General features: G+C 65.0%; 22 protein-coding genes. 14 read left to right on the forward strand and 8 right to left on the reverse strand.

What is annotated here, in order from left to right:
• The first annotated feature begins 48 nt into the window (after positions 1-48).
• A complete protein-coding gene (locus tag EP380_RS02050) occupies positions 49-945 on the forward strand; it encodes an EamA family transporter (RefSeq protein WP_238719670.1) in 897 nt (298 codons plus the stop codon).
• On the forward strand, positions 942-1,835 hold the full coding sequence (locus EP380_RS02055) for a DMT family transporter (RefSeq protein WP_127596050.1): 894 nt from the start codon (positions 942-944) through the stop codon (positions 1,833-1,835). Before EP380_RS02050 ends, EP380_RS02055 begins: the two co-directional genes overlap by 4 nt.
• Here EP380_RS02055 and EP380_RS23915 read toward each other — a convergent pair.
• Complete coding sequence (locus tag EP380_RS23915) at positions 1,770-2,639, reverse strand: TrbI/VirB10 family protein (protein ID WP_127596053.1); 870 nt, start codon at positions 2,637-2,639, stop codon at positions 1,770-1,772. The two genes, EP380_RS02055 and EP380_RS23915, sit on opposite strands and share 66 nt — an antisense overlap.
• Before the next feature lie 546 nt (positions 2,640-3,185).
• On the opposite strand from EP380_RS23915, the gene EP380_RS02065 reads away from it, so the two are divergent.
• On the forward strand, positions 3,186-3,524 hold the full coding sequence (locus EP380_RS02065; RefSeq protein ID WP_164749720.1) for a helix-turn-helix transcriptional regulator: 339 nt from the start codon (positions 3,186-3,188) through the stop codon (positions 3,522-3,524).
• The gene (locus EP380_RS02070) at positions 3,524-4,753 is read left to right on the forward strand and encodes a type II toxin-antitoxin system HipA family toxin (protein WP_127596060.1); all 1,230 of its coding nucleotides are present in this window, start codon (positions 3,524-3,526) and stop codon (positions 4,751-4,753) included. Before EP380_RS02065 ends, EP380_RS02070 begins: the two co-directional genes overlap by 1 nt.
• 110 nt (positions 4,754-4,863) lie before the next feature.
• Here EP380_RS02070 and EP380_RS02075 read toward each other — a convergent pair whose 3' ends face one another.
• The 3 genes from EP380_RS02075 to EP380_RS02085 all read right to left on the reverse strand — a co-directional run bounded on the left by EP380_RS02075 (position 4,864) and on the right by EP380_RS02085 (position 6,648).
• The gene (locus EP380_RS02075; protein ID WP_106571386.1) at positions 4,864-5,445 is read right to left on the reverse strand and encodes a sigma-70 family RNA polymerase sigma factor; all 582 of its coding nucleotides are present in this window, start codon (positions 5,443-5,445) and stop codon (positions 4,864-4,866) included.
• A 68-nt stretch (positions 5,446-5,513) separates the two neighbouring features.
• On the reverse strand, positions 5,514-5,885 hold the full coding sequence (locus EP380_RS02080) for a hypothetical protein (protein WP_146149173.1): 372 nt from the start codon (positions 5,883-5,885) through the stop codon (positions 5,514-5,516).
• Between the two features lie 442 nt (positions 5,886-6,327).
• Positions 6,328-6,648: a DUF5676 family membrane protein gene (locus tag EP380_RS02085; protein WP_238719671.1), complete on the reverse strand. Its 321-nt coding sequence runs from the start codon at positions 6,646-6,648 to the stop codon at positions 6,328-6,330.
• 494 nt (positions 6,649-7,142) lie between these two features.
• Here EP380_RS02085 and EP380_RS02090 point away from each other — a divergent pair, with 494 nt between their 5' ends.
• Genes EP380_RS02090 through EP380_RS02100 form a run of 3 tightly spaced genes read left to right on the forward strand, consistent with a single transcriptional unit; the run spans position 7,143 to position 10,564 of the window.
• Positions 7,143-9,242: a copper-translocating P-type ATPase gene (locus tag EP380_RS02090; RefSeq protein ID WP_238719672.1), complete on the forward strand. Its 2,100-nt coding sequence runs from the start codon at positions 7,143-7,145 to the stop codon at positions 9,240-9,242.
• Between the two features lie 16 nt (positions 9,243-9,258).
• The gene (locus tag EP380_RS02095; protein WP_127596066.1) at positions 9,259-9,576 is read left to right on the forward strand and encodes a hypothetical protein; all 318 of its coding nucleotides are present in this window, start codon (positions 9,259-9,261) and stop codon (positions 9,574-9,576) included.
• 25 nt (positions 9,577-9,601) lie between these two features.
• A complete protein-coding gene (locus EP380_RS02100; RefSeq protein ID WP_127596761.1) occupies positions 9,602-10,564 on the forward strand; it encodes a DMT family transporter in 963 nt (320 codons plus the stop codon).
• A 96-nt stretch (positions 10,565-10,660) separates the two neighbouring features.
• Here EP380_RS02100 and EP380_RS02105 read toward each other — a convergent pair whose 3' ends face one another.
• The 4 genes from EP380_RS02105 to EP380_RS02120 form a co-directional block, all read right to left on the reverse strand.
• The gene (locus EP380_RS02105) at positions 10,661-11,989 is read right to left on the reverse strand and encodes an APC family permease (RefSeq protein WP_238719674.1); all 1,329 of its coding nucleotides are present in this window, start codon (positions 11,987-11,989) and stop codon (positions 10,661-10,663) included.
• Positions 11,986-12,372, reverse strand: a complete 387-nt coding sequence (locus tag EP380_RS02110; RefSeq protein ID WP_127596070.1) for a DUF302 domain-containing protein — start codon at positions 12,370-12,372, stop codon at positions 11,986-11,988. Before EP380_RS02110 ends, EP380_RS02105 begins: the two co-directional genes overlap by 4 nt.
• A gap of 79 nt (positions 12,373-12,451) precedes the next feature.
• On the reverse strand, positions 12,452-13,150 hold the full coding sequence (locus EP380_RS02115) for an EF-hand domain-containing protein (protein WP_238719675.1): 699 nt from the start codon (positions 13,148-13,150) through the stop codon (positions 12,452-12,454).
• A 139-nt stretch (positions 13,151-13,289) separates the two neighbouring features.
• A complete protein-coding gene (locus EP380_RS02120; protein ID WP_127596073.1) occupies positions 13,290-14,195 on the reverse strand; it encodes a LysR family transcriptional regulator in 906 nt (301 codons plus the stop codon).
• A gap of 101 nt (positions 14,196-14,296) precedes the next feature.
• Here EP380_RS02120 and EP380_RS02125 point away from each other — a divergent pair, with 101 nt between their 5' ends.
• The 7 genes from EP380_RS02125 (at position 14,297) to EP380_RS02155 (ending at position 21,717) form a co-directional block, all read left to right on the forward strand.
• The gene (locus tag EP380_RS02125; protein WP_127596076.1) at positions 14,297-15,745 is read left to right on the forward strand and encodes an aldehyde dehydrogenase family protein; all 1,449 of its coding nucleotides are present in this window, start codon (positions 14,297-14,299) and stop codon (positions 15,743-15,745) included.
• An 8-nt stretch (positions 15,746-15,753) separates the two neighbouring features.
• On the forward strand, positions 15,754-16,800 hold the full coding sequence (locus tag EP380_RS02130) for a membrane dipeptidase (protein ID WP_238719676.1): 1,047 nt from the start codon (positions 15,754-15,756) through the stop codon (positions 16,798-16,800).
• Between the two features lie 63 nt (positions 16,801-16,863).
• Positions 16,864-17,895, forward strand: a complete 1,032-nt coding sequence (locus tag EP380_RS02135) for an ABC transporter substrate-binding protein (RefSeq protein WP_238719702.1) — start codon at positions 16,864-16,866, stop codon at positions 17,893-17,895.
• A 134-nt stretch (positions 17,896-18,029) separates the two neighbouring features.
• Positions 18,030-18,863, forward strand: a complete 834-nt coding sequence (locus EP380_RS02140) for an ABC transporter ATP-binding protein (RefSeq protein ID WP_238719677.1) — start codon at positions 18,030-18,032, stop codon at positions 18,861-18,863.
• 88 nt (positions 18,864-18,951) lie between these two features.
• Positions 18,952-19,710: an ABC transporter permease gene (locus EP380_RS02145; RefSeq protein ID WP_164749721.1), complete on the forward strand. Its 759-nt coding sequence runs from the start codon at positions 18,952-18,954 to the stop codon at positions 19,708-19,710.
• Between the two features lie 30 nt (positions 19,711-19,740).
• The gene (locus EP380_RS02150) at positions 19,741-21,375 is read left to right on the forward strand and encodes a phytoene desaturase family protein (protein ID WP_127596089.1); all 1,635 of its coding nucleotides are present in this window, start codon (positions 19,741-19,743) and stop codon (positions 21,373-21,375) included.
• 39 nt (positions 21,376-21,414) lie between these two features.
• Entirely contained in the window at positions 21,415-21,717 is a 303-nt protein-coding gene (locus EP380_RS02155) for a DUF1330 domain-containing protein (RefSeq protein WP_127596093.1), read from the forward strand.
• Positions 21,718-22,463: the final 746 nt, after the last annotated feature.

Here is a 22,463-nt window from a genome sequence, read left to right on the forward strand (position 1 = left end):
GCAGTTCGAGCATATGAAAAGGCCGCAAGACCCTCCATGATGTCGAGCATGAAGGTGCCGCCCACCGTCTCCGCGCGCGCGCCGTTCCCCGGGCTCGACCGCGCCGCCAATGCGGTGCCGCCGCTCGCATGGTTCGGTGTCAGCGCAATCTCGCGCTATCTCGGTCCCGCTTTCGCCGTGCTTTTGTTCCCCGTCGTCGGCGTGCTCGGCATCGCGTGGTTCCGCATCGCGACGGCGGCGCTGGTCTTCGCGCCCCTGACCCGGCCGTGGAGGACGTTGCGCGAGGCCGACGGACGCACGCGGCTGTTGCTGCTGGGCCTCGGCGCCTGCCTCGCTGCCATGAACATGGCCTTCTATCTGGCGCTCGAAAGACTGCCCATGAGCCTCGTCGCGGCGATGGAGTTTCTCGGAACGCTCATCGTCGCGCTCCATGGCCTCAGGACCCGGCGGAACCTTCTGGCGCTCGCACTTGCCGCGTTCGGCGTCGTCCTCCTCATCGACGTCACCTGGGCTTCGGACCCGCTCGGCCTGTTCTGGGCGGCGCTGAACGCCGCCCTTTTCACCGGCTACATCGTTCTCGGCCACAGGGCGGCCGAAGCGGGCGCGGGCGGCGGTGTCGAGCGTCTCGGCGCGGCCATGGCGATCGCCTTCGTCCTTCTCATGCCCATCGGCTTTCTGGAGGCGGCCCGCGCCTTCGGCATGCCGCTGATCGTTCTGGCGGGCATCGGCGTCGGGCTGGCGTCGTCGGTCATCCCCTATGTCTGCGATCAGCTTGTCATGGCGCGCCTGCCGCGCGCCTCCTTCGCCTTGCTTCTGGCGCTCCTGCCGGCGACGGCGACCGCGATCGGGGCCATCGTGCTGGCCCAGCTTCCGGGCTCGCGCGATCTGGTCGGGATCGCGCTCGTCATGGCCGGCATCGCCCTTCACCGGCCGGCCGTGAGATGAGTGCGCGACCCGCGCCCTGGACCGTCGGCGTCCTCTTCGGGTTTTTTGGCATGCTCGGTTTCAGCGGCACGCTGGCCGCGACCCGCGTCGCGGTCGCCGATTTCTCGCCGCTCACGATCACCTGCGCGCGCATCGTGATCGCGGGTCTTCTCGGTGGCGTCACGCTCGTTCTCACGGGCCGGACCGCGCTGCCGGAACGAAGGCATCTCCTCGCCATCGCCGTCATGGGGCTCGGGCTCGCGGTGGGTTATCCGTTCTTTCTGGCGGTGGCGCTGCAATCGGTTCCGGCGGTGCATGGCGCCGTCGTCACGGGCCTCGCGCCGGCGGCGACCGCGATCATCGCCGTCCTGCGGGCCGGCGAACGCCCGCCGCCGATCTTCTGGCTGGCCTGCGCAATCGGTTTCGCGGCGGTTCTCACCTACGCCCATGACGCCGGTGGCGGCGATTTCAGCGCCGCCGACGGCTGGCTTCTTCTCGCGCTCCTGTGCCTCGGCGTGGCCTATGTGGAAGGCGGGCGCGTCTCGGCCGAGCTCGGCGGCACAACGACCCTGTGCTGGGCGATGCTGTTTCTGACGCCGTTCGCCGCCGGCCCGCTCGTCTGGTCGCTGCGCGGCGTGGACCTTGCCTCGGTGGCGCCGTGGAGCTGGGTGTCGATGGCCTATCTCGGCATCGTCAGCATGTTTCTTGCGGCGATCTTCTGGTATCGTGGCCTGGCGGCCGGCGGCATCGCCCGCATCGGGCAGATCAACCTCCTGTTGCCGCTGGCAGCACTTGTCTGGCCGGCGTTCTTTCTCGGCGAGACGATCACGACGACCGCGCTCGCCTCAGCCGCCGTCGTCCTGGTGGCGATGATGGTGTGCCTGAAGGCGCGGGTGCGGAGACGGGCATGAGCGGGCGTGAGACAATGGCAGCGGCCAGGCGCGACCAGAGCATGAGGGCCCTGTCATGAAGCTCACCTTTGTCGGATCAGGAGACGCCTTCGGCAGCGGCGGCCGGTTCCAGACCAGGAGCACGCGGCGCTGGCCGAAGGCGACCCGGCTGTCATGTTCGCCGATGAGCCGCGCGCCTTGCGGCACCAGCAGGAAGCGCCCGGTCGGGCTGTCATAGACGTGCTGCGTCACCTGGGCGGCGATCTGACCGGAGAGATCGGAGCGCAGCCCCGTCACCAGCGCGGCCGGAATGACGGAACCGGCCTGCAGCACGTAAGGGCTGACGGGATCGGTGAGACGCTCGCCGCTGGTCGTGCGCCTGTCGACGGGCTGGGCGAGAAACGCTTGTTGTTGTTCGACTGCGTTGGGCTCCGATCCTGGCTGCGCGACCGTCGGAAACACCGTCTGCGGATCGATCTGCGGCCCGGTCGGCGCCGCGATATCGAGCATGCCGCCGCTCTCGACGGTGCTGGCGTCGTGGAACAGCCGGCTGAGCCGCGCGGCTTCGGGCAATATGAGCGCCAAGTTTTTCGGATCGTCGCGATGGGCTTCGCCGCGGATCGCCGCGCTCTCAACCGTCCGCGTGCGGCTGCGCTCGGCGCGGCCCTTCACCGAGGCGTAGAGGTCCGAGAGCGAGAGATATCTCTCGTCGTCGGGCCGGGAAAACCATTCGGACGATACCCGGCCGTTGTGCCCGCCGCGCGACACATCCACCTTGTAGCCGCCGCTCTCGGGGCGGCCGTTCGTGATTTCGATTGCAGTCATGACTCATCTCCATGACGGGCGGCCCGAGAGCCTCTCTCTCGACCTCCAAACCCGTCGCGGCGACAGCCGCAGGCCTCTTACTCTTTCGCGCTGACGAATGCGGAAGATATCGGGACGGCTGGAACCCCTGGACGCTCGCGTCAGGGATGGAAGCCCGGGAGGAGGAAGATCCGTCAGTGGCTTCCGCTTCGCCGACAGCCCGGCCCGCAGGGAGACGCCCCATCTGCCTTGGCGAGGATACAAATCATTACACCGTGGCGGCTGAAGTCTGAGCTTTGGTATCACCCACGGTGCCGGATTGATCGCTGACGCCAGGTGACGCCTGCCCCTTACGGTTCTCCCAACCTGCGGTTCTTCGGCTTTCAATCTGCGGGGAAGTGTCCGAGGCAGAGGTGCAGCTTTAGGATGAGCGGTATCTCGGCCTGAATTGGGTTGCATACAAGCGGTATATGTTTTAACCGTCATATTTGACGGGTAAACGTATTTTGGACGTCAGATATGGCGGTTAGAGTGAACTCTGTGAGCGCACGCCGGGCGCTAGAAGCCTTGGGCGTCAACATCAGGACGGCGCGCTTGAAGCGGCGAATCTCGGTGAAGGGATTCGCCGAACGGATCGGCGTGTCCGAAAGCACCGTCGCGCGCCTTGAGAAAGGCGATGACGGGGTCAGCATTGGAACGCTGGCGATGGCCTGTCTCGTTCTCGGTGAGATCCACCGCATCTCGGAATTCCTAGACCCAGGATCGGACGACACAGGACTGCTTCTCGACCGTGAATCGCTCCCGAAACGGATCGATAGCAAGCGAAAAGCGGGATCGAAAGCTGGCGACGATCCTCAGAGCTCATCCGCCGCCGAAGACGATGACGAGGAAGGGGTCGGTTTCTGATGCCCGAAGCCATTGTCGCCCTGGGGGAGGCCAAGCGGGTCGTTGGTCGCCTGCGCTTCGAGAGCGACGGCCGACGCCAGCACTCGCAGTTCGAATATTCCGACGAATGGCTGGCGGCGCCGGATCGCTTTGCGCTGTCTCCGGGCCTGCCACTGCGCGAAGGAGGTCATTTCTTTTCCGGCAAGGACGACAAACGCTCGGCGCTCCCTGGATGCTTTGCAGATGCCGCGCCCGACTCATGGGGCCGCGGGTTGATGGCGAGGGCGCTTGGCGGCGGGCTGAGCGAGTTCGACTATCTGGTCCTGTCAGACGATCGCACGCGCCAGGGCGCTTTGCGATTCCTCGGAGACGACATGGAGCCGCTGTCGGACCTGACACCGCCGATTCCTCGGCTCGTCGAACTGGAACGGCTTCGGGCGCTCGCCGCGCGTTTCGAACGCGATCCCGGCGGGGCGGAAGAAGAGGCGCGCGATCTCGCGGGCGTCGCGGGATCGCTTGGCGGCGCCCGGCCGAAAGCCAATGTCGAGGGTGATGGCCATCTCTGGATTGCGAAGTTCACCTCGGCCCAGGACACGAGACCGGTGGAGCGCGTCGAGGTCGCTACGCTGAAGCTGGCGGCCAGGTGCGGATTGCGGGTCGCGAAGGCGAAGCTCGAACTGGCGAACAGCGACAGTCCGGTCGCGCTCATTAAGCGGTTCGATCGGCGCGGCAATACGCGCATCCCTTACATCTCCGCGAAAACCGCACTCGATTGGGAGAGCGACGAGGGCGGGTTCTACACAGACATTGCCGATGTGATCCGGCAGATTTCGAGCAAGCCGATCGACGATCTGCACGAAATCTGGCGACGGATCGTCTTCACGATCCTCGTGTCGAACAAGGACGATCACCTGAAGAACCACGGCTTCATCTACGCGGGCGGTGACAGATGGCGGCTATCGCCGGCCTTCGACATCAACCCGTCGCCGTCGCGGCATCGCGTATTGGAGACAGGAATCATCCAGGGCGGTTCGTTCGATGCGTCGCTCGACATCGCTTTGGAAGCCTGCGAGTTCTTCGACGTGAAACGCGAAAGCGCGAAGGCCCAGATTTCGGAAATGGCGAAGATCATAGCAGAGGGCTGGAGACAGGCTCTTCGCGATCAAGGATCGTCGGCTGACGAGGTCCGTGTGTATGCGGACGCTTTTGAACACGATGAAGCAGCAAGGGCGCTTCGGATTGTCGGTTGAACGAGAAAAGAACGCCAGTCACTTGGAGCCGATTTCCGAAGTGTCGGTTGCGGTCGGGTGGCGGCCGAATGCCCAGCGGCCCGCCCCGGGGGGCGAGCCGCAAGCCGGTTTCAGCAATCGCAATCGGAGAAACGGCCATCGCCGCAGGTCGCACACATATCGGCGATCGCCTCCTTCAGCGCCTGTCGCGCCCGGTGTAGCCGCACACCGAGATTGTTCTGGGTCACACCGTGATCTTCGGCGACGGTGGCGCGAGCCTCCTCGTTGAGGTCGATGCGACGGATCAAATCGGCCTGGTCGTCGCGCAGACGCGCCAGCGCGGCGCTCACGCATTGACAGGCCGGCGAACCGTCCGCGCTCGGGTCGGTTTCGGTCTCGCGCGGTTCCAGGCGGTAGGCCTCCTCGCCGCGCCTTCTGGCGGCGCGGCGCCGGTACTGATCGACAAGCACCGAGCGCATGACGCAGTGCAGCCAGATCTCGGCATGGGGCACGTCGTCAGGCGCGCCATTGCAGCGCAAGGCCTTCAAACAGAGTTCCTGAAAGGCGTCGTCGGCATCTTCTGGCCGATTGAGCCGCCACCGGAAATAGCGCAGATACGCCTTGCGGTGTTCCACAAGGCACTGTTGAACCGCGGTAACGGGCTCCCGATAGGCCGCGCCCGATGCGACGTCGGCGGCATGATGGGCAGTCATGACAAATCTCCAAACTCAAGGCGTGCAAGACAGCCAGCGAGGGCACGACGCGCATCGCTGGCGGTTCTTCAGGCTCGGGTCTGAAGGCGGGGCGGCTTGAAAGGCCGGTAGCTGGGACTTGGCGGATCCCGGTCGCGGCGGTTCATCGACAGGCGGCTCGCGGTCACAACGATGCCGACATCCACCGGTTTCGGCGGTAGATTGATGGCGCACGTCCCCGCCGGGCGGCAACACTGGTCGACGGCGACGTCCGGTTCGCTGGCGGCCAGCCGGCAGGACAGATCAGTCGGATCGGCCGCGATCTGATGGGCGTCTTCGGCGGCCGCGGCGAGCCTGGGATAGTCGGCCGCCATGGCGAGCGTGATGGCGGCAAGCAAAACCAGCGATCCGGCGCGCAGGCGCGCCGACCACCAGACCGTTTCTGCTTTCTTGCGCCGCACGAGCAGGCTCTTTGGTTCTTGGAATCGCAACCGCAGTCTCGACAAGAACCGATGGCTTCGCCTTGACCTCCGTCAATTCCATGGCCGGTTTCGACAGTTCACGCGTTTGTGATGGGCGTTGGGCGCCCTTTGCATATGTGCTTGTTGGCAGGGGGGCGCTGGCCAGGCGGCACCCGCCTCTGGCCGGCCTCGTCCCCGCGTGAAAACACCAATCTTAAATCAGACAGAAAGGAGGGGTGCGCCGGCGATGAAACGATCGGCGTGCGCCAATGAGGGACTGTCGCATTGGGACGTCCGGCGGACTGTGCGCTGCCGTCCTTCCCGACACAGGGGGCGAGCCCCAACGCGCTGGCGTGTTTTTGGACGCGGCAGCGGTTCTGGCGGCGGCGACCTTCACCGGCAGGGCGCCGCCACGGCAGCCGGCCCCTTGAGATCGGCGGTTTTATCGCGAACCCCACCCGGCGCATAGATTGTAAAGCGGGGCGAAGACCAGGGCGACATACCACCCGTAGACAAAGGAAACGCCAAGTCCCCAGAAGAAATCGGGCCAACTCAGCCATTCGAACCAGGGAATCAGGGCAAGCCATGTCCGGTACATGGCCTGGCCGGGAACAACGAGATCGAAGATCACGCATACGGCAAATGTGATCGCCAGGAACAGGCCAAGGCTCATGCCAAGGGCAAATACCGGGACCTGGCCGGTGGTCGCGTGCGGCGCGATGTCGGAGCGGCCGCTGCCGCTCTCGGTGCGGACGGTGTTCATGACAATCCTCCTCGTCTCGCGGGCCTTCGGCTACCGCTCGGCCGGTGGCTGAGGGCGTGACCCGGCTGCCGACAAAGACGTCCCGCAGCCCGTTTCGTTACGCGCGGCGTTCCCGGCGGGCATCGAGCGGCGGACGGCGCGGACCGGATCCAGGAAGCCGGATCGGCCGGTCTTGCCGCATCGGCCCCGCGTCGCCCATGGCGACCCGCTTCCGATTGCCCGGTTTCGAGCCTTCGCCGCGAAATGCCGTAATGAACCGGCGGCTTCGGCGTCCTAGTCGGTGAGAAAGGCCGTGCCCGAGGGCGGCAGTCACCGATGGAGGCGAAGACATGCACAAGCATCGGCACAAGGACGCGCCGTCTATGGGGCCTGTGAGTATTGCTTCCGCACGGCGGCGTGCCACGGGCGGTTCCTCAAGCGTCCGGCGGCCTATGCCCGGCCTGTCCCAGCCTGTCCTCGCGCCGGCCCGGATACGCACCACCGGGAACACCTGAATGAACCACATGGCCAGCCACCACCACGCAGACGCCCGCGCCGCGCGCGCCAAGTCGCGGACGCATCACGGCCATGACGCTCATGGCGGCCACGACCATGGCGCGATGATCGCGGACTACCGCAGGCGCTTTTGGATCACGCTCGTCCTGACCGTGCCGATCCTGCTGCTCGCCCCGATGATCCAGGGCTGGCTGGGTCTCGAGCAGGCGCTCGACTTTTCGGGCGACGCCTCTGTGCTCGCCGCGTTGTCCTCGGTCGTCTATTTTTATGGCGGCTGGCCGTTCCTGTCCGGCTTCTGGTCCGAGATGCGCACCGGCCGCACCGGCATGATGACGCTGATCGCGGTGGCCATCACCGCGGCCTATGCCTATTCGATGGCGATGGTCGCCATCGGCTCTCAGGAGACCTTCTTCTGGGAGTTGGCGACGCTGATCGCCATCATGCTGCTTGGCCATTGGATCGAGATGAAGTCGATCATCGGCGCGGGCAAGGCGCTCGAAAAGCTCGCCGCGCTGATGCCAGACACCGCCCATCTGGTCGAGCCCGATGGCGGCATCCGCGATGTCTCGGTCTCGGATTTGAACGGCGGCGAGACGCTGCTGGTCAAGCCCGGAGAGAAGGTTCCCGCAGACGCGGTGATCGTCAAGGGCGAGTCGGCGCTCAACGAGGCCATGCTGACCGGCGAGTCCAGGCCGGTCCACAAGGGGCCGGAGGCGCAGGTGATCGGCGGCTCGATCAATGGCGAGGGCGCGCTCACCATCAAGGTCGTGCACACCGGCGAAGACAGCTTCCTGTCCAACGTCATCAGACTGGTCGAGGACGCGCAGGCCAGCAAGTCGAAGACCCAGGATCTGGCCAACAACGCCGCGCGCTGGCTGACCTTCATCGCCCTCGGCGGCGGCCTGGTCACCGTTCTTTTCTGGACGCTTGCGACCGGCCAGGGCTTTGCCTTCGCCATGGAGCGCGCGGTGACTGTCATGGTCATCGCCTGCCCGCATGCGCTGGGGCTGGCCGTGCCGCTGGTGGTGGCGCGCTCGACGGCGATCGCCGCCGGCAACGGCCTCCTGATCCGCGACCGCACCGCCTTCGAGGAGGCGCGCAATACCCAGGCCATCATCTTCGACAAGACCGGCACGCTGACCAAGGGCGAATTCGGCATCACCGACACTCTGGTCTTCGACACGCGCTACAAGGAGGCCGAAATCGTCGCCTACGCCGCGGCGGTCGAAAGCCGGTCGGAACATCCGATCGCCAAGGGCATCGTCAACGACGCGCTCGACCTTTGGGGTGTCGACGATTTCAGGGCGATCCCCGGCAAGGGCGCCGAAGGGTCCGTCAAGGGCCGGGACGTGAAGGTCGTCAGCCCCGGTTACTTGCGCGCCAACGGGTTCGAAATCGGCGATCCGCGTTATGAAACGCTCAGCGGCGAGGGCAAGACGGTTGTGTTCGTGCTGATCGACAACGAACTCGCCGGGGCGATCGCGCTTGCCGACATCGTCAGGCCCGAATCCAGGCAGGCCATCGCCGACCTGCAGAAGCTCGGCATCCGCTGTATCATGCTGACCGGCGACAACAGGCAAGTGGCCGACTGGGTCGGCCGACAGATCGGGCTCGACGAAGTGATCGCCGAGGTCCTGCCGCAGCAAAAGGCCGAGACGGTCAGAAAGATTCAGGAACGCGGGCTGATCGTCGCGATGACCGGCGACGGGGTCAACGACGCCCCCGCGCTCGCCCAGGCCAATGTCGGCATCGCGGTGGGCGCGGGCACCGATGTCGCTATCGAGACCGCCGACATCGTGCTGGTGCGCTCCGATCCTGGCGATGTCGCCGCCATACTCGGCCTGGCGCGGGCGACCTACGGCAAGATGATCCAGAACCTCGCCTGGGCGACCGGCTACAACGCTTTCGCGATTCCCGCCGCCGCCGGCGTGTTCTTTTCCTGGGGCTTGGTGTTGAGCCCCGCCATCGGCGCGATCTTCATGTCGGCGAGCACCGTCATTTGCGCGCTCAACGCACAGCTTCTCAGGCTCGACCGGCAGCGCGGCGCCGGTGCCGGCCCGGCGCCGGCCGCCGTGCGATCGCCCGCCGGCGCGCAATGATCAAGGAGATCATCCAATGCAACACAATCCACCGCCGCAAGGCGGGCGTGGCTCATCGCCCGGACGCCGCGACAATGGCCGAACCTGGCCGCTGATCGCCCTCCTGATCGGCCTGATCGCTGCTCTGGTCTACCAGTATCGCGCCGCCATACCTGTCGAACTGCTCTCCGTCGCGGCATTGCTGGCGCTGTGCGGCGGCATGCACGTCTTCATGCATCGTGGAGGGGGACATCGCGGACGGGGGCATGGCGGGCATGGTCGAGACGGGCATGAACGGAACCGCTCGATCCGGAAGGACGACTGGCCTGACGAGGACGACCGGGGGACCGCGTGAGGGCACAATCCCGGTATGCGTCCTGATGTCCGTACCGCCCCGGCTTCTGGCGGTCGTCGTCATGGCCCTGTGGGCGATGTGCTACCCCCTGATCGCCTTGGCGCTCGACGATGCCCCGCATCTGACTTTCGCCGCTCTGCGCGCGGCACTCGGCGGCGCGACCTTGATGGCGGTGGCCTTGGCAACGGGCGTCAGCTGGCCGGCCGCCGGGCGGCAGTGGCGCTGGATCCTCGTTGCCGGCGTCGGCATGACCGGAATCGGTTATTTCGGCATGTTCCATGGCGCCGAATTCGTCGCGCCTGGGCTGGCGACGGTGATGTCCAACGGGCAGCCGCTGATCGCCGGGCTGCTGGCGACCGCCTTTCTGGGGGAGCGCACCGGCGCGACCGGCTGGAGCGGCCTCGTGATCGGCTTCGTCGGCGTCGCCGTCATCGCGCTGCCAAGCTTCCGGCCAGGCGCGGACGCGACCGACCTGATCGGCCTTGCTTATGTGCTGCTGGCGACCACCGGCGTGGCGGCCGGACACATCGCGATCAAGCGTCTTGCCGAGGACGTCGCACCGGTCATGGCAATGGGGCTGCAGCTTGCAGTCGGCGCGTTCCTTCTGGCCGGTCTGGCGATCGCCATCGAAGACCCGACGAGGATCGACTGGACCGGGCGTTTCGTGCTGGCGCTGCTGGGACTCGCGCTGCCCGGAACGGCGCTCGCCTTCTGGCTCTGGCAAATCACTCTCGCGCGGCTCGCGGTTTCGCAAGCCGTGGCCTTCAGTTTCATCGTCCCGGTGATCGGCCTGACGGTTGGATGGGCATTTTTCGAGGAAACGGTAACGACGCTGACGATTGCCGGTGCCGTGTTGTCGGTCATTGGCGTCTGGCTGGCAACCGGCCAAGGGAGCCCCGCCGAAGCGCCCGCAACGCCGGGAGGCGCATGGCGGGAACCATGGTCTCCAAGGCCGTCAAAACAGCCTCCGGCATTCCCAGATCGTTGAAACCGGCGCCGGCCGGGGGCGGTCAGTGCCGTCGGCAAGCCGCTCTCGCCTGCCATCGTCCGGCCGCGTTTCGGGAAACCGGGTCAGGAACCGGGTTTAATCCTGGCGCTGCGGCGAAGGGCGGACCCTTGCCAGATAGATCCGCTCGAAGGCGAACACCGCTGCCATCGCGCCCGCAGCGATGACGACGATGGCCGGGTCGGCCCGCCATTTCATCGTCGTGAAGGCGGCAAGCACCACCGCGTCGAGCGCAATCGCGGTCAAGAGAATCCAGCCGCTGGCCCCGACGTCCCGGCGCAGATGACGATAAACGCCCCAATGGATGATGATGTCCATCACCAGGTAGAAGAAGGCACCCAGCGCCGCGATGCGCGACAGGTCGAAAAACACGGCCAGGACGGCGGCGATGACGACCGTATAGACGAGCATGTGATCTCGGATCGCGCCCGGCATGCCGAAATGGCTGTGCGGGATCAGCCTCATCTCGGTGAGCATGGCCAGCATGCGCGAGACCGCGAAGATCGAGGCCAGCAGGCCGGACGCGGTCGCGACCAGCGCCAGGGCCACGGTCAGGTAGAACCCGGTGCGCCCGAGCGCGGGTTCCGCCGCCTCAGCCAGCGCATAGTCCTTGGCCGCGACCAGAGCGTCGAGCGACAGGCTGGACCCTACCGCCAGGGCGACCAGCAGATAGACGACGACGCAGATCAGGATCGACCAGATGATGGCCCGGCCGACATTGCGATGCGGATCGGTGATCTCGGCGCCCGAATTGGTGATCGTGGTGAAGCCTTTGAAGGCCAAAATCGACAGTGCAACCGAGGCGAGGAAACCGGTGGGCGAAAAGCGGCTTGCCCCGCCCGACGCCTCGAACGACAGGCCGCTCGCCCACAGCGCGGCGGCGCCGAAAAGGGCAATGCCGCCCACCTTGAGCACGGCCATGACCAGCGAAACCAGGCTCACCGAGCGGCTGCCCGCGACGTTGACGAGCCAGGCCGCCAGGATCAGCGCCACGGCGATTGCCGGCACGGCGATGCCACCGGGCTCGCTTCCCAGACCCCGAAGCGCATAGGTGGCGAATGTCCGCGCCACCAGGCTCTCGTTGATGACCATGGACAGCGCCATCAGCAGCGCCGCGCCGGCTGCCACGGTCGTCGGTCCGTAGGCCCTTTGCAGGATCATGGCGATGCCGCCCGAAGAGGGATGGGCATTGGAAACCTTGACGTAGGAATAGGCGCTGAAGCCGGTCACGACGGCGCCGAGCAGGAACGACAGCGCAAACCACGACCCCGCCAGTTCGGCGATCTGGCCCGTCAGCGCCAGGATGCCGGCGCCGATCATCACGCCGGTGCCCATGGCGACCGCGCCGGGCAGGCTGATCGAACCGGCTTGGTCGGTTTTGTCAGGCGCGTCGCTATTGTGTGTCAAAGCGCGGCGATCACCTTGGCAAGCATGTCGCGCACCTGGGCGGCGACCTCGGCCAGTTTTTCGTTGTCGATGGCCTGCATCGAGGCGACCGGGTCGACGGCGCTGACCTCGATGCCGTCCTCGGTCTGGCGCAGGATCACGTTGCACGGCAGCATGGCGCCGACGCGCGGCTCGATGCCGATCGCCTGCCACGCCATGGTCGGATTGCAGGCGCCGAGGATCCGATAGGGGTCCATCTCCTCGTCGAGCTTCTTCTTCATCGTTGCCTTGACGTCGATCTCGGTCAGAACGCCGAAACCGTGGTCGGCCAGGACGCTGCGGACCTTCGCGTCGACAGCGTCGAAATCGGCGCCTTCAATCGTGCGGGTGATCGTGTAGTCCATGGAAAACTCCCTGCAATATCATAAAACCAAGCCGCGCCCGCTCGCCGGACGCGGCCTGACACCCTAAAAGTCCGATCGGTCAATTGTCGTCCATCATGTCGTCATCGTCCATCATGGAACGGCCGTTGCCCATCATGGTTCCAGGTCGGCCGGGACGGCCCTGAGCGGACATTTGCGCCCGCATCGCCTCGCGCATGCGTTCCATCCGCGCGAACTTGTCGGCCGGCGCGGTGATCTCCTCGCCCGTCACGGCACCATCACCGTTCTCGTCCAGAGCCTGGAAGCGATCGACCATGGCCGGTCGGACCATGACCGCGTGCAGCCCTTCGAATTCTTCGAGCGACAGCCGGCCATCGCCGTCGGCGTCATACTCTTCCAGTCGGGCGGTGAGGCCGGCGCGCAATTCGTCGGCAGTCAAAACCCCGTTCTCGTCGCTGTCGAACAGATCGGTCATGGCGCCCATCGGGCCCATCATACCCATGCCGCCGCCCATGCCCGTACCGCCCATGCCCATGCCGCCGCTCATCATCGAGCCGTGCATACGCATCATCATCGGCATCATGGAAGACATGTGGTCCATCAGGCCAGGCCCCATGCCTTGGCCACCCCATTGACCCTGGCCCATCATGCCGGGCCCCATGCCCTGAGCCGGGCCGCCCCACCCTGGACCATGTGCCATGGCCGGTGATGCGGCTGCCACGCCAAGTATGACGGCCAGTCCGAGCGCCGTTGTCGGTATGCGTTTCATTGGTTGTCCTCGCTGTGGTTGCGTCGTCATGGACCGCCGCTCGCACAATGCTGCACGATGGCGTTCGCTGCCTAAGACGCGCCGCGCGGCTGATGATTACAGATCGTCGTGAAATTACCGGCTTCGCCCAGGCCCGGTCGTCGCGGTGCGAGATCCGGCGATGCGGCTGTCAGGTGCCGAAAAGCTCGATGCCCATCTCTTGCCGCTTGGCGTCCAATATCGCGCGCAACAGCGACAGGAAACGCTCGCCGATCGGCGATAGCCGGTGTCCCTTGCGGCAGATTGCATGGACCGTACGCCGCGCCGACGCATCGGCAAGCGGCACGAACGCGACCCCGGTCATGGCGCTGTTGCGCATCATGCGTGGCAGGATCGTGATCCCGATATGGGCACGCACGGCCGCCTGGATCGAGATTACGTTGGCGATATACATGATCCTGTCGGAATTGATCCGGTCGAGCTCGCTCGAAGGCGTCGCGGTATAGCTGCCGTTCCCCAAAAAAGGCCGTGCCCGAACCTCATCCCATTCCACCGGCCGGGCCGACTTCGCCAGCGGGTCGTCCTGCGCGCACACAACGTCGAGCGGATCCGACAAAAGGGGAGTGAAGGTCAGCTCATCCCGTCTTCCGACGGCCGATGCCAGCCCGATCTCGACCGTGCCCAGGAGAACCGCCTGCGTGACCGAATGGGAATCCATGTCTCTGATCTCCACCCGCGAACCGGGGCGCGATTTCCACGTTGCGGTAATCGCATCCGGCACGATCGTGGCGGCGATGGAGGGGACACAGGCAATGTCGAGCTGGCCCGGCGCGCCGTCGGCATGATGCCGGATCGCCTGGACGATGCGGTCGTAATGTTCGAGCAGCGGCCGGGTCTCTTCGACGATGAAGCGTCCCAGCGGCGTGAGCTTCGATTTGCGGTCGCCCTCGAAAAGCCGCCCTCCGACCTCTTCCTCGAGTTGCTTGAGCGTGAGCGAGACGGCGGACGAACTCCGGTTGAGCTGAACGGCGGCGGGCACCAGGCCGCCATTCCGGGCCACGCTGTGCAAAACGCGAAAATGAGCGAGTTTGAACATAGGTTCTTCCAGCTTTCCTCAAATTCGCTTGACTAATTCCCGTTTGATTTATGCCGGAGAAACGGCACATTGGAAAGAGGACATGCAAACAAAGGAACCCAATGTCACCCTTCGCCAACTTCATCGCCGGATCCTGGGCCGGATCGGACAGGCTGATCGACAACGTCAACCCGTCGGACACGAACGATCTGATCGGGCGTTATGCGCAGGCAACGCCGGATCAGGTCGAGGCAGCCGTCGCTGCCGCGCACGATGCGCTGCCTGCGTGGAATGCGAAGGGGCTGGAGGCGCGCGCCGATGTGCTCGACCGGGTCGGCCGCGAGCTGATGGCGCGGGCGGAGGAACTGGGCGCGCAGCTTTCGCGCGAGGAAGGCAAGCCGCTTGCCGAAGGCAAGGGCGAGGTCTACCGCGCCGGCCAGTTCTTCACCTATTACGCGGGCGAGGTTCTCAGGCAGATCGGCGACACGGCCCAATCGGTTCGCCAGGGCGTCGATATAACCGTCACCCGTGAGCCGGTCGGCGTCGTCGCGGTGATCTCGCCGTGGAATTTTCCAATGGCAACGGCGTGCTGGAAAATTGCGCCCGCCCTGGCCTTTGGCAACGCGGTGGTATGGAAGCCGGCAAACCAGACGCCTGCCAGCGCTTGGGCATTGGCCGAAATCTTCAGTAGACAGGACATCCCCGCCGGCCTGTTCAACCTCGTCATGGGGTCTGGCGGCAGCGTCGGTGGTCGGCTGGCCGCTCATCCGCAGGTGAATGCGATCAGTTTCACCGGTTCCGTCGAGGTCGGCCGGCAGGTTGCGGCCGCCGCCATCTCGAACCTGACCAAGCTTCAGATGGAGATGGGCTCGAAAAACCCGCTCTTGGTGATGGAGGACGCCGATCTCGACATTGCCGCCGCTCTGGCCGTCAGCGGTGCCTTCGGCGGCACGGGCCAGAAATGCACGGCGTCGTCGCGCTTGATCGTGCACGAGGCGGTGCACGACGATTTCGTGGAGCGGTGTGTCGCTCGTGCCCGTGCGCTCGAGGTGGGGCACGCGCTCGAGCCGAAGACGGAAATCGGGCCGGTCGTCAGCGCCCAGCAACTGGATTCGAATCTCGATTATGTGGCGCTGGCCCGATCAGCCGGCTGCGAACTCGTCACCGGCGGCGGCCGCTTGGAGCGGGCCACCCCCGGTTTTTTCATGGAACCGACGCTTTTCACCGGGACGCGCAATGATATGCGCGTCAACCAGGAGGAAATGTTCGGCCCCATCGCCTGCGTCATCCCGGCGTCGGGTTTCGAGGAGGCCGTTGCGATCGCCAACGACACGCGTTACGGCCTGACCGCCGGCATCGTGACGCGTTCCATCGCCTATGCGACCGAATTCCGTCGACGTTCGCGCAGCGGCTGCGTCATGGTCAACCTACCCACGGCCGGTACGGATTATCACGTACCTTTCGGGGGTATGAAAATGTCGAGCTACGGCCCCCGTGAGCAGGGTGCCTATGCCGCCGAATTCTACACCACCGTCAAGACCGCCTATATCCAGCCGGGGCCGGTCGCATGACCCGGCCGATGTTGATTGACGCGACGCAGTACTGCAATTGGTCGCGCAGCATCTTCGAGGAGATGGTGGCCGGCGGTCTGTGCGGTGTCCAGGCCACGGTCGCCTATCACGAGAATTTTCGCGACACGGTCGACAATCTCGTTGCCTGGAACTGGCGGTTCCGCCGGCATGGCGACCTGATCCTGCCCGGGCGAACCGCCGACGACCTGGAGCGCGCGCGCCGGACCGGCCGAACGGCGATCTTTCTCGGCCTGCAGAATCCTTCGCCGATAGAGGCCGATATCGGGCTCGTGCGGGTCCTGCACGATCTAGGTATCCGCTTCATGCAGCTCAGCTACAACAACCAGTCGCTTTTGTGCGCCGGGTGGACGGAGCCCGAGGATGCCGGTCTCACCAATATGGGAAAGCAGGTCGTCGAGGAGATGAACCGGCTGGGTATGGTTGTGGACATGTCCCACTCCGGCGAGCGCTCGACGCTGGAAGCCATCGATCTGTCGCGCCGCCCGGTCGCGGTCACGCACGCCAATCCCAGTTCGTGGCATGCCACGGCGCGCAACAAGTCCGACCATGTCCTGAAACAGCTCGCGGCGCGGAGGGGCATGGTTGGTCTGTCGCTCTATCCGGTTCATCTGGCGCAGGGCTCGGCAACCACGATCGAGGATTTTTGCGACATGGCCGCACGGCTATCAGACCTGATCGGCCCCGAACATATCGGCATCGGCTCGGATCTATGCCGCGGGCAGCCTGGCAGTGTGCTCCAATGGATGCGCGAGGGCCGTTGGCGGCCGCCGCTCGCAACCGAGCGCGAGGCGTTCGAGTTCCCGCCTCAGCCAGCCTTTTTCCGTTCTAGCCTGGATTTTGCGGGTCTTGGCGACGGGCTGCGGGCGGCCGGTTTCGCTGCCGCCGAGGTCGCGGGAATTCTTGGCGACAACTGGCACCGGTTCATGCGTGCGGCGTTTGAGCCCGGCAAGGACGCGCCACCAGATGCCGCGCATGATGCGCAAGTCGGGACGAGCAGGGCCTTTGACCTCGCGACCGACATGCCGGCCACATGACCGCGCAAGCATCACACGCAAGCCGGGCCGTAATCCGGAAGCGATCATGGTTTGTTGCTGGAAGTGAATGAGAAAGCAAAGGGAGGAGACATCATGACAAACAGACTTGACCGACGGGCCGTCCTGAAGGGGCTGGCATCCGTTCCGCTGGCCGCCGGCCTTGGCATGCCGGCACTTGCCCAAAGCCCGGAGAAGGTGAAGTTTCTTCTCGATTGGACCTGGTGGCCGCCGCAGATTCCGTTGCTTGTAGCCCATGACAAGGGCTTTTTCGGCAAGGCAGGTCTGGACGTGGAGATGCGACAGGGCGCGGGTTCGGGAACGACCTGCCAGGTCGTCGGCCAGGGTAGCTATGACATCGGCCACGTGAACCAGACGACCGCCGCCCAGTCCATCGCCAAGGGCATCCCGATCAAAAGCGTTGCCACGATCGCCAACAAGGGAGCCTCCGCCCTCGTGTTCAAAAAGGGTACGATAGGCGGCGTCAAGGATCTCCTCGGCAAGCGCATCGGTACGACCGCCGGCGGATCGGATGCGCAGATACTGCCCGCCTTCTTCACCAAGAACGGTATCGAGGATACGCAGGTGACGCTGGTCAACCTGCCGGGTGATGCCAAGCTGGGGGCTCTGCTGTCCGACCAGATCGATGTCGTCAGCGGCGACGGCTACTATTATATCGCGCTTGCTGCGGAAAAGGGCGTCGAGCTGGAGCAATTGCTTTTCGGCGATTTCGAAGCCAACACGATCGGCTATGGCTTGATCTCCAACACGAGCTTCATCGACGCTCATCCCGAGCGCATCAGCCGTTTCGTCGCTGCCTGTCTCGAAGGATATCATTATGTCGACGCAAACATGGACGAGGCAATCGCCATCTACCGACGGATTTCCGGCACCGCACAGACGGACGAGACGGTGCACGAGATTCTCAAGGGCTTCCTGGACCTGATCAAATCCGGTGTGACCGACGGCAAGCCCTATAGCGGCGTCAACGACCCGCAGGTTTGGGGCGGTACGCTGGAGATTTTGACGGCCTATGGCGGGCTGATCTCCGACAAGGATCAGTCCGAGTACTGGACGAACGCGTTTGTGCCGTCCTGAGCTCGGCCGGGGACATCCCATGGCACCGCGCCAAGCCGGCATGGGGCGTCCCTACCTCATCCAATTGAAAGAACATCGGATCGGTCCGCTCGCCGCCTGTCGTCTCTTCTTTCGATGCTCCAGGAGAATGCTACGTGCAGCTTGCCACCATCATCAAGGCGCAGGACACTCTAGGCCCAATGTCAGCTAAGCGATCAAACGCCCCGACGCTTCTCGATTGCGAGCGCGTGTCCAAGATCTACCACGGTCGTCAGGGACCTGTGATCGCGCTGGAGGAAATCGACTTGACGGTGCCGCGCGGCGAGTTCCTGTCGGTGGTCGGTCCAAGTGGCTGCGGCAAGACGACCCTACTCAACCTGGTTGCCGGCCTGGAGCGCGTCACCGGCGGGAGGCTGAGCGTATCCGGCGAGGTCCTGAATGCACCGCTCACCGATGTCGGCATCGTCTTCCAAGACGCCACGTTGATGGATTGGCGCACCGTGCTCGACAACGTCATGCTGCAGGTCGAAGTGCGACGGCTGCCGGTTGAACCCTATCGCGCGCGTGCCTTGGATTTGCTTTCCAATCTGGGGCTGGAGGGGTTCCTGGATGCCTATCCCAGCCAGCTTTCCGGCGGCATGAAGCAGCGTGTGAGCATTGCGCGCGCGCTCGTGCACAAACCCAGCCTGCTGTTGATGGATGAGCCCTTCAGCGCTCTCGATGCGTTGACTCGCGACAAACTCAACGTGGACATGCAGGCGCTGTGTCTGGCCGAAGAGACGACGACGCTGTTTATTACCCACAGCATCACGGATGCCGCCTTCCTCGGCGACCGGGTGGTGGTGATGACGCCACGGCCGGGGCGGATCGCCGAGATAATCGACATCGACCTGCCCCGTCCCCGGCCGCTTGCGTTGCGCGAGACGCCGCAATTCGGCGAATACACCGGCCGTATCCGAACGATTTTCGAAAGCGCGGGGGTTCTTTGATATGGGACAAGCTCTTCAGCGAAACGACGGTGCCGGTGCACCTGCGAAGGCGCGTGGCACGCGGCGTCGGGCGCGATTGTCTGAGCGTGTGGGCGATATCGCCTATCCGGTTGGCACCATCGTGGCCATACTCGTTATTTGGGAAATCGCCTGCCGGCAATTCGATATCCCCGCCTATCTGCTGCCGCCGCCGAGCAGCGTGCTGGCGACCATCGTTGCGCGCTACGATCTACTGGCCATGCACACGCTCGTCACGACGGGGGAGATCCTTGTCGGGTTTCTACTCAGCATCGTGGTCGGGGTGGTTCTGGCGCTGCTCATCACCAGTTTCCGGCCGGTGGAGCGCGCGATCTACCCGCTGCTGGTGATTTCGCAGGCTGTGCCGAAAGTGGCCATCGCGCCGCTCTTCATCGTCTGGCTCGGTTTCGGCTGGGAGCCGAAGGTCTTGGTGGCGGTGCTCATCGCCTTTTTCCCGATCGTCGTCGATCTTGTCGCCGGCATCCGCTCGGTACCGTCCTCGATGCGCAAGCTCGCTCTCTCGATGGGCGCCAATGCCTATGTCACGCTTTACAAGTTTCTTATTCCGCATGCGCTGCCGCATCTCTTCGCAGGGCTCAAGGTGGGTGTTACCCTTGCCGTGTCGGGCGCGATCATCGGCGAGTTCGTTGGCGCGGATCGCGGGCTTGGCTATCTGCTGCTGTTCGCCAACGGCCAGATGGACACGAACCTTCTGTTCGCCGCCATCGTCGTCCTCTCGGTGATCGGCGTCGTGCTCTTCTATCTTCTGCTGTTGATCGAGGCCTGGCTGCTGCCGTGGCATCAGACGCAGCAATCCCCCGAGAACTGACATTTCTGGGCGCATCGGACTCTGAAACGCATGGCTTCCGTTCCTTCCGCCGCTTCGTCGCGCAATCGCTTCGACGCCATCGTCGTCGGCGCCGGTCACAACGGCCTCGTGGCCGCCGCCTATCTCGCCAGAGGCGGTCTCAAGGTGGCCCTTCTCGAATCCAGGCCGATTCTCGGCGGCCCGGTGGGCACGTACGAATTCCTGCCTGGATATCGCGCAGCCTTCACGAATTCGCCAGGCTCGCTGGAGCAGAAGGTGGTGCGCGATCTCGATCTCGCCGCCCACGGCTTGCGTTTCATACGCCCCGACCCGACGCTGGTGCATCGCTGCGACGATCGTGTCTTCATCGGCTGGCGCGACCGCGCCCGGGTGGCGGCGCAACTCGACGCCTGCGCACCCGGAGAGGCGGCACGCTATTCCACGCTGCTCAGCGATCTCGAGGCGCTGGCCCAGGCACTCGGCATCTCGCTCTATGCGCCCGCCCGCGACCTCGAGGCGGCCCGTGCCCGCCTTTCCCGCACACAGGCGGAACTCTTCGACCAGGTCTTTTACGGCAGCCTGCGCGACCTTCTCGATGCGCGGTTGCGCTCGGTCGAGGCCAAGACGCTGCTCGGCATGGTGGGGCTCAATGTCGGCTTCGCGCTTCCGTCCACGACCGGCACAGCGGCCGGGCTGATGCTGCGGCCGATCGCGCTCGCCTCCAGCCCGCCGTCTGGCGCGGACGATCCGCGCGGATCGGCGCTCAGAGGCTCCACCGGCCTTCCCGTCGGCGGCATGGGCGCGTTGGTCGACGCTCTCGAAAGCGCTTGCCTGGCCCATGGCGTTGAAATCCGCCGCAATACGCGTATCGCGTCGATCCTTCACGACGAGGAGGGCGTGAGTGGAGTGGTCGGCGCGGATGGCGAAACCTTCCATGCCCGAACGGTCGTCTCCGCGATCAATCCGCGCGCCGCTTTCCGCCTGCTGGGTCCGGGCGGCGTGCCGGATGAGATGCGCGTCCAAGTCGAGGCCTCGCCACTGCAAGGCTCGGCCTTCAAGCTGGTGCTCGCGCTCGACGGGGTGCCGGACTATGCCGGCCTGCCGGAGGGATTGGCGAACGAGGAGGCGGCCAGAACGCAGTTTCGGATCGCCGGCTCGCTCGATCATATCGAATCGGTCATCCGCACCGCCAAAGCCGGCCTGTTGCCCGAGCGGCCGCTGATTTGGGGTCTGATCCCCAGCCTGACCTCGCCGGAACTGGCGCCGCGCGGCCGTCACCTTTTGAGCGCGAATGTCTGGCACGTGCCCTATGCGCTCGCCGACGGGCGCAATTGGTCGCAGGCGCGCGAGCGATTTGTTGAAAGCTGCATCGACACGCTCGGCGAACTGATGCCGGATCTGCGCAGCCGCATCGTCGGCGTCAAGGCGATGACACCGGTGGAACTGGAGCGCGAACTCGACCTGGAACGCTCGCATATCACCCATGGCGACATGTTTACCGAACGCCTGTTCGGTCCCCGCCCGCATCCCATGGCCGACGATTATCGCACGCCGCTTGGCGGTTTCTACCTGACGGGTTCGGGAACCTGGCCCGGTGGCTATGTGACCGGCGTTCCGGGCTTCAACACGAGCCGGATGATTCTTGCCGACCTCAAGGCCAAGCCTCGCATGCGGCGCGCGGTCTAGTTTCTCGCGCGTCTGCGAGCACCTTCAAGGAGACAGTCGATGGTAGCCTATGTTGTCAACCAGTTCGCGATTCTGGATGCGGACCGCTACAAGGATTATCAAAAGATCGGAGCCCCCTCGATCGCGCAATATGGCGGTCGCGTGCTCGCCGCCGGCACGGACGTGACCGATTTCGAGGGGGTCACCTTCGCCGAAGGTCCCCCGCCGCGCGTCATCATCCTGGAGTTCGACACGCTGGAGGCCGCGCAGCGCTGGTACGAATCGGACGAGTACCAGGCGGCCAAGCGCATCCGCGAGACGTGCGCCATGGGCCGCGTCTTCATCGTCGACGGTACGGCATAGCCAAGGCTCGACCGCGAGTTGCCAAAGCCGTGCTCTCGATCTGCGCTGATCCGGTGATCTGTCAGCGTAACACGATCGGGAGCACGGCGAGACGCTGCTGGTTGTTTTACAGCGGCACCCAGCGTCTCAAGGGCCATATGAAACGATCTCTCATCACAAACCGACGAGGCGTGTGTCTTCCCGACCGCCATCGGTTTACGTCCTCAGGGAGTGGACGACGCCCAAGCGAGGGCAGCATTTGCTCTGTTGCCCATGGCTGCCGGCCATGACAATCAATGGCACCATGGCAAAAAGGCGTTCGTTCGGATCCGGATACTGATCTTGTATCACCGCGCGATTTGACTCTCGGACGACAGGTGGGTGCGGCTCCGAGCGAAGCGCAGCCCAATAGACGCGCATCTGAACCGTAAACCCCACGGCCGCGAACTGGCTGCGCCGTTGCGCACTGTTTTTCCGCCTTAGCGACGACCGACCGAGGGCGAGGGCCGGGACGGTCCAGCCGGTATCGAGACACCAGACCGCCGCGATTGGAGTGCGCGGCCGGGTTCGCGATCGTTGCAAATCGCTACCCCGTCCTTGGACGAACAGTCTCCATCCCAACGACATCCGGAGCTGCGACCGGCAGGCCTGCGTCCTGCTCCAGCAGTAGGTGCCGCGTCGACCTTCCAGTTGACGACGAAGCGAGCACGCGCAACTGTGGGCCCGAGTTGCGCGCGTTTTTTGCGTCGCAGCAGCCACACGAAGCA

The organism is Nitratireductor alexandrii (assembly GCF_004000215.1).
GTDB lineage: Bacteria > Pseudomonadota > Alphaproteobacteria > Rhizobiales > Rhizobiaceae > Mangrovimarina > Mangrovimarina alexandrii.

Coding starts and splice junctions, on each gene's coding strand:
- EP380_RS02050 (WP_238719670.1), top strand. CDS start 49: ATGAAGGTGCCGCCCACCGTCTCCGCGCGCGCGCCGTTCCCCGGGCTC.
- EP380_RS02055 (WP_127596050.1), top strand. CDS start 942: ATGAGTGCGCGACCCGCGCCCTGGACCGTCGGCGTCCTCTTCGGGTTT.
- EP380_RS23915 (WP_127596053.1), bottom strand. CDS start 2,639: ATGACTGCAATCGAAATCACGAACGGCCGCCCCGAGAGCGGCGGCTAC.
- EP380_RS02070 (WP_127596060.1), top strand. CDS start 3,524: ATGCCCGAAGCCATTGTCGCCCTGGGGGAGGCCAAGCGGGTCGTTGGT.
- EP380_RS02075 (WP_106571386.1), bottom strand. CDS start 5,445: ATGACTGCCCATCATGCCGCCGACGTCGCATCGGGCGCGGCCTATCGG.
- EP380_RS02085 (WP_238719671.1), bottom strand. CDS start 6,648: ATGAACACCGTCCGCACCGAGAGCGGCAGCGGCCGCTCCGACATCGCG.
- EP380_RS02090 (WP_238719672.1), top strand. CDS start 7,143: ATGAACCACATGGCCAGCCACCACCACGCAGACGCCCGCGCCGCGCGC.
- EP380_RS02095 (WP_127596066.1), top strand. CDS start 9,259: ATGCAACACAATCCACCGCCGCAAGGCGGGCGTGGCTCATCGCCCGGA.
- EP380_RS02100 (WP_127596761.1), top strand. CDS start 9,602: ATGTCCGTACCGCCCCGGCTTCTGGCGGTCGTCGTCATGGCCCTGTGG.
- EP380_RS02110 (WP_127596070.1), bottom strand. CDS start 12,372: ATGGACTACACGATCACCCGCACGATTGAAGGCGCCGATTTCGACGCT.
- EP380_RS02115 (WP_238719675.1), bottom strand. CDS start 13,150: ATGACGACGCAACCACAGCGAGGACAACCAATGAAACGCATACCGACA.
- EP380_RS02120 (WP_127596073.1), bottom strand. CDS start 14,195: ATGTTCAAACTCGCTCATTTTCGCGTTTTGCACAGCGTGGCCCGGAAT.
- EP380_RS02125 (WP_127596076.1), top strand. CDS start 14,297: ATGTCACCCTTCGCCAACTTCATCGCCGGATCCTGGGCCGGATCGGAC.
- EP380_RS02130 (WP_238719676.1), top strand. CDS start 15,754: ATGTTGATTGACGCGACGCAGTACTGCAATTGGTCGCGCAGCATCTTC.
- EP380_RS02150 (WP_127596089.1), top strand. CDS start 19,741: ATGGCTTCCGTTCCTTCCGCCGCTTCGTCGCGCAATCGCTTCGACGCC.
- EP380_RS02155 (WP_127596093.1), top strand. CDS start 21,415: ATGGTAGCCTATGTTGTCAACCAGTTCGCGATTCTGGATGCGGACCGC.